Source organism: Candidatus Pelagibacter sp. HIMB1695 (genome assembly GCF_052047655.1).
GTDB lineage: Bacteria > Pseudomonadota > Alphaproteobacteria > Pelagibacterales > Pelagibacteraceae > Pelagibacter.
Genome location: NZ_JBNAJT010000001.1, coordinates 61126 through 75619 on the forward strand (window position 1 = coordinate 61126; position 14494 = coordinate 75619).

Annotated in this window: 20 protein-coding genes; 8 read left to right on the top strand and 12 right to left on the bottom strand. The window is 31.5% G+C overall.

The features are described 5' to 3' along the window. The first annotated feature begins 48 nt into the window (after positions 1 to 48). A complete protein-coding gene (locus ACTTAX_RS00320) occupies positions 49 to 1992 on the top strand; it encodes a hypothetical protein (RefSeq protein WP_440692036.1) in 1944 nt (647 codons plus the stop codon). Between the two features lie 6 nt (positions 1993 to 1998). Here ACTTAX_RS00320 and ACTTAX_RS00325 read toward each other — a convergent pair whose 3' ends face one another. The 8 genes from ACTTAX_RS00325 to ACTTAX_RS00360 are packed head-to-tail and all read right to left on the bottom strand — an operon-like array spanning position 1999 to position 5013. Next, complete coding sequence (locus ACTTAX_RS00325; RefSeq protein WP_440692038.1) at positions 1999 to 2334, bottom strand: DMT family transporter; 336 nt, start codon at positions 2332 to 2334, stop codon at positions 1999 to 2001. 1 nt (position 2335) lies between these two features. Beyond that, positions 2336 to 2668: a DMT family transporter gene (locus ACTTAX_RS00330; protein ID WP_262590487.1), complete on the bottom strand. Its 333-nt coding sequence runs from the start codon at positions 2666 to 2668 to the stop codon at positions 2336 to 2338. Between the two features lie 38 nt (positions 2669 to 2706). Continuing rightward, positions 2707 to 3027 carry a nuclear transport factor 2 family protein gene (locus tag ACTTAX_RS00335; RefSeq protein WP_023854077.1) on the bottom strand — a complete coding sequence of 107 codons (321 nt, stop codon included), beginning with the start codon at positions 3025 to 3027 and terminating at the stop codon, positions 2707 to 2709. 13 nt (positions 3028 to 3040) lie between these two features. Then, positions 3041 to 3364: a hypothetical protein gene (locus ACTTAX_RS00340; RefSeq protein WP_440692040.1), complete on the bottom strand. Its 324-nt coding sequence runs from the start codon at positions 3362 to 3364 to the stop codon at positions 3041 to 3043. A 26-nt stretch (positions 3365 to 3390) separates the two neighbouring features. Further along, on the bottom strand, positions 3391 to 3681 hold the full coding sequence (locus ACTTAX_RS00345; protein ID WP_262590490.1) for a hypothetical protein: 291 nt from the start codon (positions 3679 to 3681) through the stop codon (positions 3391 to 3393). Between the two features lie 14 nt (positions 3682 to 3695). Next, complete coding sequence (locus ACTTAX_RS00350; RefSeq protein ID WP_440692042.1) at positions 3696 to 4070, bottom strand: hypothetical protein; 375 nt, start codon at positions 4068 to 4070, stop codon at positions 3696 to 3698. A gap of 19 nt (positions 4071 to 4089) precedes the next feature. Next, positions 4090 to 4572, bottom strand: coding sequence for a hypothetical protein (locus ACTTAX_RS00355; RefSeq protein ID WP_440692044.1), 483 nt, complete (start codon positions 4570 to 4572; stop codon positions 4090 to 4092). Between the two features lie 12 nt (positions 4573 to 4584). Then, entirely contained in the window at positions 4585 to 5013 is a 429-nt protein-coding gene (locus ACTTAX_RS00360) for a hypothetical protein (protein WP_440692045.1), read from the bottom strand. Between the two features lie 163 nt (positions 5014 to 5176). On the opposite strand from ACTTAX_RS00360, the gene ACTTAX_RS00365 reads away from it, so the two are divergent. Beyond that, positions 5177 to 5593 (top strand): hypothetical protein, encoded by a 417-nt coding sequence (locus ACTTAX_RS00365; protein WP_440651570.1) that lies wholly within the window; start codon positions 5177 to 5179, stop codon positions 5591 to 5593. Here the strand turns inward: ACTTAX_RS00365 and ACTTAX_RS00370 are convergent. After that, positions 5590 to 6591, bottom strand: a complete 1002-nt coding sequence (locus tag ACTTAX_RS00370) for a cysteine synthase A (protein WP_440692047.1) — start codon at positions 6589 to 6591, stop codon at positions 5590 to 5592. The two genes, ACTTAX_RS00365 and ACTTAX_RS00370, sit on opposite strands and share 4 nt — an antisense overlap. Then, positions 6584 to 7168: a serine O-acetyltransferase EpsC gene (gene epsC / locus ACTTAX_RS00375; RefSeq protein WP_262590495.1), complete on the bottom strand. Its 585-nt coding sequence runs from the start codon at positions 7166 to 7168 to the stop codon at positions 6584 to 6586. The genes ACTTAX_RS00370 and epsC overlap by 8 nt, the downstream gene beginning before the upstream one ends. Positions 7169 to 7241: 73 nt before the next feature. On the opposite strand from epsC, the gene ACTTAX_RS00380 reads away from it, so the two are divergent. The 6 genes from ACTTAX_RS00380 to ACTTAX_RS00405 all read left to right on the top strand — a co-directional run bounded on the left by ACTTAX_RS00380 (position 7242) and on the right by ACTTAX_RS00405 (position 12711). Further along, positions 7242 to 7652 carry a VOC family protein gene (locus ACTTAX_RS00380; RefSeq protein ID WP_145595791.1) on the top strand — a complete coding sequence of 137 codons (411 nt, stop codon included), beginning with the start codon at positions 7242 to 7244 and terminating at the stop codon, positions 7650 to 7652. A 92-nt stretch (positions 7653 to 7744) separates the two neighbouring features. Further along, complete coding sequence (locus tag ACTTAX_RS00385; protein ID WP_075505881.1) at positions 7745 to 8707, top strand: ABC transporter substrate-binding protein; 963 nt, start codon at positions 7745 to 7747, stop codon at positions 8705 to 8707. Positions 8708 to 8775: 68 nt separating this feature from the next. Next, positions 8776 to 9837, top strand: a complete 1062-nt coding sequence (locus ACTTAX_RS00390) for a quaternary amine ABC transporter ATP-binding protein (protein WP_440692048.1) — start codon at positions 8776 to 8778, stop codon at positions 9835 to 9837. Continuing rightward, complete coding sequence (locus ACTTAX_RS00395) at positions 9827 to 11332, top strand: ABC transporter permease (RefSeq protein ID WP_440692050.1); 1506 nt, start codon at positions 9827 to 9829, stop codon at positions 11330 to 11332. The genes ACTTAX_RS00390 and ACTTAX_RS00395 overlap by 11 nt, the downstream gene beginning before the upstream one ends. Positions 11333 to 11341: 9 nt before the next feature. Then, entirely contained in the window at positions 11342 to 11959 is a 618-nt protein-coding gene (locus ACTTAX_RS00400; RefSeq protein ID WP_440692051.1) for a LysE/ArgO family amino acid transporter, read from the top strand. Next, positions 11956 to 12711 carry an alpha/beta fold hydrolase gene (locus ACTTAX_RS00405; protein WP_440692052.1) on the top strand — a complete coding sequence of 252 codons (756 nt, stop codon included), beginning with the start codon at positions 11956 to 11958 and terminating at the stop codon, positions 12709 to 12711. The genes ACTTAX_RS00400 and ACTTAX_RS00405 overlap by 4 nt, the downstream gene beginning before the upstream one ends. A 55-nt stretch (positions 12712 to 12766) precedes the next feature. Here ACTTAX_RS00405 and ACTTAX_RS00410 read toward each other — a convergent pair whose 3' ends face one another. Beyond that, complete coding sequence (locus ACTTAX_RS00410; RefSeq protein WP_440692053.1) at positions 12767 to 13132, bottom strand: rhodanese-like domain-containing protein; 366 nt, start codon at positions 13130 to 13132, stop codon at positions 12767 to 12769. 21 nt (positions 13133 to 13153) lie between these two features. Next, complete coding sequence (hisD, locus tag ACTTAX_RS00415; protein ID WP_440692055.1) at positions 13154 to 14434, bottom strand: histidinol dehydrogenase; 1281 nt, start codon at positions 14432 to 14434, stop codon at positions 13154 to 13156. Positions 14435 to 14494: the final 60 nt, after the last annotated feature.

Here is a 14494-nt window from a genome sequence, read left to right on the forward strand (position 1 = left end):
TTAACATAATAACATTACATATTTGGAGAATATGTCTATAATCCAAAAGTGTTTAAATTTTTAATCATCTTTTTTTTATTTTTATTTAATTTCACAAATTCAATTGCATCTGAAGTAATTTATGCAGATGAAGCAAAAGAGATGATGGATGATCATGTAAAATCTAGTGAGCTCCTCAAGGTTCCACTACCTAAAATAAATAGAATTATAAAAGATTATCAAAGATACAAAGATTATCGAACAAATGTAATGGCTAATAACTGGCATTACACTTCTTATGTTTGGAAAGAAGAATTAGATGGAAAAATATTAACCAAGGACCTTTGCACAAGCGTCATTATTGAATTCAAAGTACCAACCACTCCCACAATTAAAGAAGAGGTATTTAAAAGATGTTTAAGTGCTTTAATGGATTATGCACTTATAGATTTTGAAGGTGGAATAAAGTTATATGAGAAAATAATTTTTAATATAGCAACTGCAGACAAAGATAAATGGGTTTATAAAAAATCAGGCAAAGATAATTTTAATCCTAGAGATTATAATTTATGGGGTGTTCTCTCTCCAATTATAACATTTTATGCAGTTAATTATGATCAGTTTAATTACACAGAAGATCAGCATAAAACCGTACAAAATTATTTTAAAGAGAAAGCAATGGTTGAACGTTTTGTTAGAGACGACAATCGAAGCAGAACAAAACTTTGTCCAATTTACAATCCAATGAAATTGAGTGGGAAAAGACATAAAGTTGGTAATTGTGGAAGTGTTAGATTTAGATTTGCTTCTGCAGAACTTGCCTTAGCAATTTTAATGCAAGACAAAGAACTTTGGGCAAAAGGTTTGTGGGATTTAGATTATAATCTTAGCATGATTAGTAAAGAAGGGTATTATGTTAGCCATGTTGGCAAAGGGTGTATGGCCCTTGGTTATTCATATGATACAAGTAAATTAATATCGACTAATGTAGAGTTGCTAAACTTAGCAAATTTTAATTTACTTGATTACAAAACAAGACATGGAAAAACCATAGCAGAAGCTTACGAGCAGCTTTTTAAGATATACGAAGATATTACTTTAGTTAAACATATTGCCAAAAAAGGGATAGGTGCAGCAAGTTGCGGAAGAAAACCATTCAAGACTCATAAAGAGCATATTATTTGGGAACATGGTGGTAAAAAGGGATACGAAGAAGCCATAAAAGAAAATTGGATAAGAAATAAAGATGATTATATAAACTGGTCTATAAGATTTGTTTCAGAAAAACATCCAGAGTGGTTAAATGGAAAATTTACACCACTTGAAATTAAAGTATACCCCTGGTTAAGCCAATACTATCATATTCAAGCTTTTGAAATATTTAATGCAAATATAATGTCAGAAGGAGAGAACCTTTGGACAAAAAAATTATCAGAAAAACCTAATGATTATGAACAGCAATTAGCTAAATTAGAAGTGGATGAAACAGTTTCAGAGACCAAGGAAGAAAACTTTTCAATCTTCAATTTTGAAAATGGAACATTTAAGCTTAAATCAAATAATGTAAATTTCGTATCAAATACAAATCCTATAAAGCCAAAGAGACAAAAAGAGGATCAATTATATAAATCAATTATCAAAGGAAATTTGACAAACACAGAAAATAAGAAAATTATATTGAATGAGGCATTAGTTTATAAAAGAAAGTTAAATACAGATGATCAAATGCTTGTGGTTTATATTGGAGAGGAACCAGGACAAGATGCCATTATGCCTTTATTTCGACATCGTGAAAATATTCAAAGTAAATGTGGCACAAGACTATTAAATCAATCGGGCTGGATGAGTTTTATAAGTGAAACTGATAATGAAAAATTTGCAAGTAACCAACAGTGTATTCATGATTATTTTTTAGAAATTGATGATGTTGAGTCTTTTGAATTCTTTGAGGCTATGCTAAGTGGAAGTAATTCAATATTGAGTTATTTAAAAACAAACGTAAAAAAATATTAGGTAATTTTAATTTAACTTTCCAAGAGAATTAACCATTATTACACCAATAATAATTAGAATAATTCCTATAGCTCCATAAACATTAGGCACTTGATTAAATTTTAATACAGCAAAAAGAACAACTCCTGTTACTGTCAAACCACTATAAATCGAATAAGCAAACCCAACAGGTATTGCATGCATAGCTTTTGCAATTGAAAACATTGTAATACACATAAATAAAATACATAAAACAGAGGGAGTTAGCTTTGTAAAACCTTCAGAGATTTTAGCAAAACTGTTTGAAGCTATTCCAAAAATTATACCATTAGCTAAAAATAAATATCCTATTAGAGGCTTCATATTATTTACTACCTAACAAGTTAACCATTAAAACTCCAATAATTATAAATGCTAGTCCGATCATGGAGTAAAGATTTGGAACTTGATTATATTTAATTACACCTACTATAACCGTTGCAATGATTGTTAATCCCGCAAACGAAGCGTAAGTTATACCCATTGGTATATTCTTCATCACCAACGAAAGTGCATACATGCACAGAACAATTGTAATTGCGGTGATTATACTTGGAAAGAGAAGAGTAAAACCTTCAGCACTTTTAGCAAAACTATTTGAGGTAACTCCTAAGAATACAGCAATACCTAGGAATAAGTATGAAGTAGCGAGACTCATTTAATAATATTAAATGAAATCCCGCTAAATATATATAATTATTTAGGCATTGGAGTAGCACCAGTTTCTAAACTAACAATTTTTCCATTGTCATATTTATAAACCGCCATTACAGCCTCAACATTTCCATCGTTAAATGTAACAAAAGCATGATGAATTCCAACTTCATCATTCTCGTAAACAATTCTAACTTTATCTTGATTGATGTCACCACTCATTGCCCATTTGATAACATCACTTTTTGTTAAAACATTTCCTGATTTATGCATCGTAAATTTAAAATCATCATGCAAAAGCTCATTCATAGCTGCTTCGTCTTTATTTTTTAATGCAGCACTATATTTTTCTAAGATAGACATTTATTCCTTTCTTTTATTCACCTGGTTTTTTAAAGTTTTTTCCAGCATCTGCAGCTTTGTTGAAAGTTTTATTATAATCAAATACCTCATGAATCATAATATCTTCCATTAAACCTGCATTCATAATTGCAACTTTCATTCCAAGAACACTTTCGTAATCTCCTTCAATAACATTGATTACATCAAATCTTCCTCGAACCCACTCATAACTATGAAACTTTACTCCAACAGTATCACAAATAGTTTTGATTGCTGCTCCTCTATCTGCATTTGGATCGCTCTGCATTCTTAAAGCAAGATCACGACTGATCTTTCCAATAATATAAAATTTAGACATATTTTCTCCTTTCCTAATAGTTTAATTTATCCTTTATACTGTTCTAGAAAGTCATCACTCATTGGAGTTGTTACATTTTTTTCTAAATCAACACCAGCTGCTGCTCTTTCTTTATGCAATTCCTCATCATTTTTGAAACCTTGCATACCTTCCATCGTGTCAAATTTTACAATAGTTATGAATTTAGTATCATCACTCTTTTCAGTTCCAGCATATAAAAAGGTCATTCCATATTTTTTTACCTTCTCTGAATTATTGTGAACCATTGCTTTCCATTTAGCAAAAGTTTCTATTGGTCCTTCTATTTTTACTATCATATTTTTATTCCTTTCTAATATAAAGTTTGAACTACTTTCTTAACTCTATCTTCTCCATTAGGCACCGTTGAGTTTACAAAGTCATGACAGGCATTAGTTTTAGCCTCGTCAAATTTAGATCCATAAAACTTATCAACAGCTTTGTTTACTCCTTCATCCCATTGCTTTTCAGGGATTCCGACTTCTAAAGCATAAGCTTTTAAAACTTTAACTGATGCCATAGATTTTTCTTTCATACTATATTCAAACGTTTCACCAATTGGCAAGAAATAGTTAGCCATATAAATACCACTACATTCCCAAGCTTTACTCTTGTCACTATCAGACATATCCGCATAAACTGAGGTAGATAGAAATAAAACACTAATTAATAAAATTATTTTTTTCATTTTTTATCCCTTCATTGTTTTATTTTTTTAAAGTATAAGTCCCTTTTAAAAAATTTGTCGAATGAACCTTACCTTCTTGGGCAGTTTTCATCTGTGTATATCCTGTTGTTCCACTGCACTCTATACCTTCATATCTTCCAGTGCCGCTGATACATTTGAATGTTCCTTCCATAGAGTAACCCAACTTAATTTCATAATAAGTAATTGCAGTATCGCCATTAATAAATTTAATTATACAATGACCCATTTCCACTCCTTTTCCTGGAATTGTTCCTGCACCTACGCAATAATGAGATGAGTTATCTCCAAATGATGTTCCACCAAACGCCATCATTCCAACCAAACCATCATAAACAAAAGTCATTGGATTACCTTTTTCGTCAAAAATTGCTTTAGCGTCACCAACAAAAAATCCTTTAAGATCTATTTTTCCACTATGATTGTCGGCTAAAGAAGCAGTTGAAAATAAACTTATAATTAAAGTGATTAATATTTTTCTCATAATTTTGTCCTTTTATTCTATCGTAGCAACAGTTGTTCCAGGAAAAGTATATCCAACAACGTAAGTGAATAGCATTTGTTGAAATTCTTGTATCATTGGCCATTTACTTCCAAGTTCTTGGTGATTTTGAAAACCAGCAGGATTTTCATAATACTCAGTTAAAATAAAATACATATTTCCAGTCATACCTTGTGAAGGATCTGCAGGATTATTCCATTCAGGTCCTTTGAGAATTGAATATGAATTTAATTTTTTCTCACCTGTCATTGGATGAGTTTCTTTCATCCATTTGTGGTGTGTTTTCAACATTTCTTCTACTTTAGCAACATCACTTGCTGGAACTTTTAAAGTAATAGCAAACGCATTTGCTTTTGCATGGCCGTCAGCGTTAGCAATTGTAGTAAATAAACTAAGCACCAAAACTATTATTATTTTTTTCATTTTATCTTTCTTTTTAATTATTAATTATAAGTAATCGAAGACTGTTACATATTCATGACAAAGTCTCTCGTGTTTATAACGCGCGTTAGTTATGCATTTAAGGAGCACAAAAATTGCTGATTATGTTGTTTTATCTGATGATAAAATTTGATAGGGTTTTGACATGATTGAAAAATTTAATGGAATTTTTTATTTAATTATATTTTTGGTACATTTTATTGTTTTTGCTGTTTATGCATATCAAACCGTTTTCGCTACAAAGAAATTTTTAGATAAGTTCGGTATTGATGATACTGGTGCTGGAATGACCAGATTTTTTGGTTCTTTGTTTATAGGTGCTGTTGCAATGGCAATATGGGTTGGATTTATAAGACCTGATGGTCTTCAAGGTACGTGGGCATTTTTTAATTTAGTATTTTTACAAAACCTTTCAGCTTTTATTGTTGGTATTTATAATATTAAAATTAATAAGTTGGGTCACACTCCACAAACATCTAATGAAGGAATTATTGCACCTGGTATCCTGACTTTGTTAAGTGCAATACTTTGTTACGGATTAGCAGATAAGATTTATATCTAAAACCAATTAGGTATTGGTAGACCTTTTTCTTCTAAGAATTTTTTATTAAACATTTTAGTTGCATATTTATCGCTTCTGTCACAAAGGATTGTAACAATAGTTTTACCAGGTCCCAATTCTTTTCCCATTCTAATAGCGCCAGCAATATTTATTCCACAACTAGTTCCTAAACTTAGACCCTCATTTTGAATTAAATCATAAAGAATAGGTAGAGCTTCATGGTCATCAATTGAGTAGGCGTCATCAATTTTGGCCTCACCAAAGTTCGCTGTGACTCTACTTGAACCAATTCCTTCTGTTATAGATCCTCCTTCTGATTTTAATTCTCCATTCTTAATATAATTATAAAGAGCAGAACCTTTGGGATCTGAAAGGTAAACTTTGATATCTTTATTCTTTTCTTTTAATGCATTACTTACACCCGAAATGGTGCCCCCAGTTCCAGATGAACACACAAAACCATCTACTTTACCATCTGTCTGTTCCCAGATCTCTTGACCTGTTCCCTCATAATGACCTTTTGCATTTGCAGTATTATCAAATTGGTTAGCCCAAATAACTCCATTGTTATTTGAGGGTCTTAATTCATCTGCAAGCCTTGCAGCAACTTTTACAAAGTTATTGTCATCTTTATAGGGCTTCGGTTCAACTAATCTTAACTCAGCGCCAAGGTTTCTTAGTAAATCTTTTTTCTCTTGAGTTTGATTGTCATTCATTACAATAATAGTTTTATAACCTAAAGAATTTCCTAAAAGACCCAAACCAATTCCAGTGTTACCAGCTGTACCTTCAACAACAGTTCCTCCTTTAGAGATTAATTTTTTTTCTTGTGCGTCTTTTATTAATGCAAGTGCAGCTCTATCTTTTACAGATCCGCCTGGATTTAAAAATTCTGCCTTACCATAAATATTACAACCAGTAATCTCTGATGCAGCTCTAAGTTTTATAAGAGGAGTATTTCCAATTCCAGAAATAAAATCGTTTTGCGTATTATTCATTTTCTGATTTTTTATCACTATCAGGGGTAATTCCGTAAGGTTTAAATTCACTATCAGCTATTCCAACATTCTTAGCAGGAATTCCAACCATCACTGCATTTTCAGGAACATCTTTTGTAATTACAGCGTTTGCTCCAATTTTTGCACATCGTCCAACAGTTACTGGACCTAACACCTGTGCTCCTGATCCAATAACTACTTCATCTTTAATTGTTGGATGTCTCTTCATGTTTCTTTGATCGTTTGAATTTATACTTGGTGCAATTCCACCCAATGTAACCATATGGTAGATAGTAACATTATCACCAATATCTGAAGTCTCACCAATTACAACTCCCATACCATGATCTATAAATAAATTTTTTCCAATTTTTGCATTAGGATGTATTTCAATTCCAGTTAAGAATCTTGAAAATTGAGAAATGATTCTTGCAACAAGATAAAATTTAGCAGTACTAAAAAAGTTTGCTATTCTATGAAAGAATACTGCTTTGACACCTGGATAGGTTAAAATCAAACTAAGCTTTGATTTTGCTGCAGGATCTCTATCAATTATCGATTGTAAATAATCATTCATTGTATTTTATGTTCACTTGAAATTTCAATAAGTGGCTTATATAGTCATTATATTCTGTTATTAAAGATTAATTATGTATAAAAACACTAATTGTTTTCATTTAGCCATACCTTGTGGTGATCTAGAGGTAGCAAAAAAATTTTATAGCGAAACTTTAGGATGCAGATTAGATAATTCCGCGCAAGAGTGGGCCGATGTTGACTTTTGGGGTAATGAATTAACACTTCATAAAAGTGATCATAAATTAGATAATGAAAGACATGATGTGGACATGGGGAATGTATCTGTACCCCATTTTGGTGTTCATTTATCGAGAAAAGATTTTGATGCACTTAAACAAAGATTAAAAGATAGTGGTACAAAATATTATGACGAACCATACTTAAGATTTAAAGGCACTAAGTATGAACAAGAAACATTCTTTGTAAAAGACCCTAACGAAAATATACTGGAGATTAAAACTCTTACATCTAACCCAGAATAGTAAAAATACATCTAATTTTTAGATATTTATTTTCTTTGACACCTTCTCTCAATCCGCGTTAGACTTTATTTATAAATAATTAAGGAGAGATAATGAAAATAATCAAATCTACACTTGTAGCTGGATTAATTTCAGTTTTATCAATTTTCTCTGCAAACGCAGAAAAAGTTAAAATTGGAGATCCAGGTTGGACAGGTGCAACTGCAATTGCAAATTTACTTGCTGCAGTAGTTATAGACAAAATGGGTGGTGAAGCAGAACTAGTTCCTGGAAACAATACTGCAATTTATGCAGCGATTGACAGAGGAAAAGGTGAAATCGATGTTCACCCGGATATTTGGTTACCAAACCAAGAAGCTTACACTAATGATTTAGTTCCAAAAGGAACTTTAAAATTAAGTAGCAAACCATATGAAGGAAACCAAGGTTACTGTGTTTCTCAACAGTTTGCAAAAAAAATGAATATTACAGCAATTGAAGATTTAGCTAGACCAGAAGTTGTTAAAGCAATGGACAGCGATGGAAATGGTAAAGGTGAATTTTGGATTGGTGCTGATGGTTGGGCTTCTGCAAATGTAAACCAAGTTAAATTAAGAGACTATGGTTTATATGATGCTGGTATCGAAGCAGTTAGAGCTGCTGAAGCAGTTAAAAATGCAAGAGTACTAGACTCAATCAAAAAAGGTGAAGGTTATGCATTCTATTGTTACAAACCTCATGCAATTTGGGGAATGGCTGACGTAGTAATGTTAACAGAACCAAAATATGATCCTGCAAAATACAAAATGATTCAACCTAAAGCAGATGCTGACTGGTATAAGAAATCTTATGTTGCATCAAAAGATGCTCTTAAGCAAATCCAAATCGGTTGGGCTACTTCTTTAGAGAGTCAGTCACCAGCAATTGTAGAATTCTTTAAGAATTTTCAATTAACAGCTGATGATGTTTCTGCAATGGCTTATGCAGTTTCAGTTGAGAAAAAAGATCCAGCTGATGTTGCAAGAGCTTGGATGGAAGCAAATAAATCAACTGTAGACGGTTGGTTAGGACTATAATCTAAATCAAAATCTATACTCGGCAATTTATGATTGCCGAGTATATTTTCCTAAATTAAAAGACAAAAATGGATTCATCGAGTTCAGCAATACAAATTCAAAATGTTTGGAAAGTATTTGGTAATACTTCTAAAGAAGCATTAGATGCAATCCAAAATAAAAAAATTTCAAAAACAGAAGCTTTAGAAAATTACAACTCAGTTATTGGAGTTTCAGATGTTTCTTTTGATGTTAAACAAGGTGAAATATTTTGTGTTATGGGGCTTTCTGGAAGTGGAAAGTCTACATTAGTAAGGCATATTAATAGACTTTTAGAACCAACATCAGGCAAAATTTTAATTAATGGTCAGGATGTAATGGCCTTAGATAGAGAAAACCTTCAAGAATTAAGAAATAAAAAAATAGGTATGGTTTTTCAAAACTTTGCACTTATGCCTCATAGATCTGTTGTTGATAACATTGCAATGCCACTTGAAATAAGAGGTGTGAGTAAAAATGATAGATTAGATGCTGCTAATAAAATTTTAGAAATTGTAGAATTACAAGGTTGGGGTAATAAGTTTGCTCATGAACTATCTGGAGGAATGCAACAAAGGGTAGGTCTTGCAAGAGCACTAGCAGCTGATCCAGAGTTTCTATTAATGGACGAGCCTTTTAGCGCATTAGATCCACTGATAAGAAGACAGCTTCAAGCTGAGTTCATCAAACTCTCAAAACAAATGAAAAAAACCACAGTATTTATTACTCATGATTTAGATGAAGCAGTAAGAGTAGGACACAGAATTGCAATTATGAGAGATGGAAAAGTAATCCAAATAGGTACACCCGAAGAAATAGTTGTAAGTCCTGCAGATGAATATGTTGCTGACTTTGTAAAAGGAATTTCAAGACTAAAAGTTGTTCAAGCAAAAACAATTATGCAATCCATTGAGAGTTACGAGAGTGCTAATGGAAAATTAAATGAAAGCAGTAACAGTGTTGGAGAAAATGAATTATTAAGCAAGCTAATAGAGTTATCAAAATCTAGCGAAGGACCATTGGTAGTTAAAGATAATAATAAAAATAATGTTGGTGTGTTAACACAATCAGATCTTTTAAAAGCGGTTATAGAGGGTGGAGATGGAGAATAAACAAATACATAATCCAACCAGATCAGAATTAATCACAGATTTTGTAAAATCTAATCCTGAATATTATATTAAAGAATTTCAAAAAATTGGAAGTAAGCCTTCTTTTTCATTTTCATTTAATTTGTATGCTGGAATTCTAGGACCTATTTGGTTTGGAATGAGAAATATTTGGAATTGGGCTTTAGCTTTTCTAATTATTGAAACTTTTTCTGTTGTTCAAATTATCAGAGGTTTGTTTGGTAATATTACTAAAGAAGCTGTAGAAAAAATCAAACAAGTTGAATCAACAATAGCTTTTAGAAACAAACAGTTAGAAGCAGCTATAACAAATAATCCAGACAAAGTTGAGGTTTATAAAAGAAACATCAAATCACTAGAAGATGCAATGCAAGGCTACGTAGATGAAGTAGCAAGGATTGAGGCGTCTGCTATTTGGATTACAATTTTTGGTATTGGATTGTTAATTGCTGTTAAAGTTGTTCAAGGAATACTAGCCAACTCGATATTAGAAAAAAGATATTCAGAATGGTTATCAGACAAAACTCTAAGACCTGGAATGCAAGTTAAGAATTTCGTCTCGAGTGCAATGTTTGCTGTAGTTATTATGTTTTTTTCTGTAGTGCATTATAGCTTTCCTGGTGTCATTACATTAATGGATGACTTCCCAACTCATCCAGATATCAGGTTAACATCAATAAAATGGGTAGAAACAATCTTTGATTATGCAGTATTGAAAGGAGATGCGTTATTTACAGCAATTACCATAGGTATTAGATCAGTACTAGATTTCTTAGAGTTACTATTTGTAAAAACTCCTTGGATAGTAATTATTACAACCATTGTAACCTTAACTGGATTAACGGCAGGCCCTAGAGCTGCAATATATTCAGCAGGATTTTTGTGTTACATGGGATTTTTAGGTTTTTGGGTTAAAGCTATGACAACATTAGCTCTTTTAGGAACAGCAGCAGTGTTAAGTATTTTAATTGGTATTCCTCTTGGAATTTTTTGTGCAAGGAGACAAAGATTTTATTCAATGATCAGACCGATTATGGATTTCATGCAAACTATGCCTGCTTTCGTATTCATGATTCCTGTAATAGCATTTTTTGGAACTGGAAAAGTTGCAGCAGTTATAATTACAATGATATTTGGTGGAACACCTGTAGTTAGATTAACTGTGCTTGGTTTAAGAGGAGTACCTGAAACAATTAGAGAGGCTGCGATTGCTTACGGTGCATCCAAATGGTACTTACTTAGAAAAGTAGATTTACCATTAGCAACTCCGTCTATATTGGCGGGTGTTAATCAAACAGTAATGTTAAGTTTGGCAATGGTAGTTGTAGCATCATTAATTGGAGCCAAAGGTTTAGGTCAAGATGTATTAGAAGCGCTTCAATACGCTAATGTGGGACAAGGTATTTTAGCAGGTGTAGCAATATTATTTGTAGCTCTTATTCTTGATAGAGTTGTTCAGGGTAGAAAAAGAGTTTAATTAAAATTCATGGAATATGTATTATTAGGTTTTTTAACCAGCTTAAGTTTAATTTTAGCAATTGGTGCTCAAAACATTTTTGTAATTGAACAAGGTTTAAAAAAACAGCATGTATTTTTAGTTTGTTTAGTTTGCTCTGTTTCAGATTTGATATTAATTTTTGTTGGAATTTTTTTATTTCATTTTTTTAACCAATTTTTTAACCCAACAGTAGAATTTGTTTTTAATTTTCTTTTAGTGGTTTTTTTAATTCATTTTATATATTCAAAAATAAAAGCTCATTATAAAGAAGTTACTTTTCAAAGTAATGTTAGCGCAATATCAAAGTTAAATATTTTCTTAAAAACTTTAGGATTCACATATTTAAATCCACATGTTTACTCTGATACAGTTTTTATTCTTGGAAATTTCTCTAAGAATTACTTGTTAAACCAAAAATTGGCTTTTGGGATAGGAGCGTCATTTGCTTCATTTTTGTTTTTCTTTACTTTGGGATATTTATCAAATTATCTTTCTAAGTATGCCAATGACAAAAAAATATGGCAGGTAATAAATATATTCATCATAGCTTTTATGAGTTTTTTAGTTTTGTTTATTTTAAAGGAAATGATAATTAAGTTTTTATGAGTGATATTTTTGTAGATGATAGAGGTGAAGGTTTTCCATTTGTTTTAGTGCATGGATATTTAGGTTCCTCAGAGATGTGGTGCTTTCAAAAAGATTACTTTTCAAAAAATTTTAGAGTTATAGCTCCAGCTCTACCTGGTTTTGGTGAAAGTCATAATGCACAATCATTAAATTCTATTAATGCGATGGCTCTAAAAATAATTGAAATTTTAGATGATAAAAAAATAGAAAAATTTAATTTAATTGGACATTCAATGGGTGGAATGATTGTTCAAGAAATAACAAAATTAATTGGTGATAGAGTTAATAAATTAATCTGTTTTGCAACAGGATCTATAGGAGATATACCAGGTAGATTTGAAACTATGGATGAAACAAGAGAAAAACTCAAGAAAGAAGGTGCTGAGGCTTCATTTTCAAGAGTTCCACCTAAATGGTTTATAAAAGGCAATAAGGACAAAAACTATTATTTATGTGCAAATGCTGTAAAAAATGTTTCATTAGAAACGGCCGATAATGCACTACTAGCTATGAAAAATTGGATAGGTATAGAAAATTTAAAAAATATTAAAAACGATACTCTAATTATTTGGGGTGACAAAGATGTCTCATACAACTTTGATCAAGTTGATACGTTAAATAAAAATATTAAAAATAGCCGTTTAGAAATATTTAAAAATTGTAGTCATAATGTTCACTTAGAAGAAACAGATGGATTCAATAATCTTGTAAATAATTTTATCTCAGAATAATATTTTTTTAAGCTTACTTAATTTTAATACTTTAGTTTTGAGATTTGTCTGACTACTAATCTTTTAATTTATCCCACTCTGACATACCGCCAGTAATATTTTTAACATTCTTAATTCCCATTTCTTTCATTGTTTTTGTAGCAAGAGTTCCTTGTCCACCTAAACCACAAAATACAACATATTCTTTGTCAGGATTTTTTTTAAAAGTATCGTTTTCGATAGGACTTCCTTCTGCTAAATAAAATTCTAGCAAACCTCTATCTAAATGCATTGCATTTCCAATAGTCCCATTAGAAAAACTTTCTTTGTCTCTAACATCAATAAATTGAACGTTAGGATCGTTTAATTTTTTTTTTGCTTCTTCAGCAGTTATGTTTTCTATTTCATTGCTGACACTCATTACTTCTTCAAATTTTTTCATTTTAACTCCTATTAAGTATTTTTAATAACCGTATTTTTTAAGCCTAACGTCACCAGTTCTTGCATGAGCTTCCATACCTTCATATCTAGATATTCTGGCAGCTGCTGCACCAACTAGTTCTGTAGATTCTTTTGTCATTCTTTGAAAACTTAAAGTTTTAATGAATTTACCAACAAAAAGACCTCCAGTGTATCTGCCAGCACCTTTAGTTGGCAAAATATGATTTGTTCCAGAACATTTATCTCCATAAGCAACTGTTGTTTCTTCTCCAACAAATAGAGAACCATAATTTGTAAGTCTTTTATGAAACCATTCTAGATTTTCAGTTTGTACTTCTAAATGCTCAGGAGCATATTCATCACTAATTTTAACCATCTCCTCATCAGTGTCACAAAGAATTACTTCTCCATAATCTCTCCATGCTGCATCAGCATTTTGCCTTGGAACCTCTGGTAGTTCTGCAATTAATTCAGGGACTCTTTTCATTACTTTTTCTGCAAGGTCTTTGCTTGTTGTGTATAACCAACATGGTGAGTTATACCCATGTTCTGCTTGACCAACTAAGTCAACTGCAACTATTTCAGGATCTGCCTTAGCATCAGCAATAATTCCAATTTCAGTAGGGCCTGCAAATAAATCAATCCCCACTTTTCCAAATAATATTCTTTTTGCTTCAGCTACAAATTGGTTACCGGGTCCTACAATTATATCTGCTGGAGGATTATTAAATAATCCATTTGTCATTGCAGCAATAGCTGGAACTCCACCTAAATTTAAAATTACATCTGCTCCACATAAATCAGCCGTATAAACAATCGTTGGATGAGCTCCAACACCTTCTTTTGGCGGGCTACATGCAATAATATTTTTAACACCAGCAACTTTAGCGGTAGTTACACTCATTACAGCAGATGCAATGTGAGCATATCTTCCTCCTGGTATATAGCAACCAGCAGTGTTAACAGGAATTAACTTTTGACCGGCAAACAAACCATCAGATAATTCTACCTCAAAATCTTGACCATAGTTTTTAAGCTGAGCTTCAGCAAATTTTCTAACTCTATCATAAGAAAATTGAATATCGTCTTTTGTTTTTTGATCTAGAGTTTTCTTAATCTCTTCAATTCTCTCCTTGGAAACAATTATTTCACCATCGTATTTGTCAAATTTTTTTGTTAAATCAATGCATCCTTGTTCTTTTGTTTTTTCTAAATCATTTAATAGATCCTGAACAATTCCAGTTGTTTTAGTATCATCTGTCGAAGATGTTTTTGGTGATTTTTTTAGATATTGTATAGTCATTGAATGTTTCCTTTTTTTTGAGAATATTTATTTAAAGTATAAAAGATATTAATTCAATTG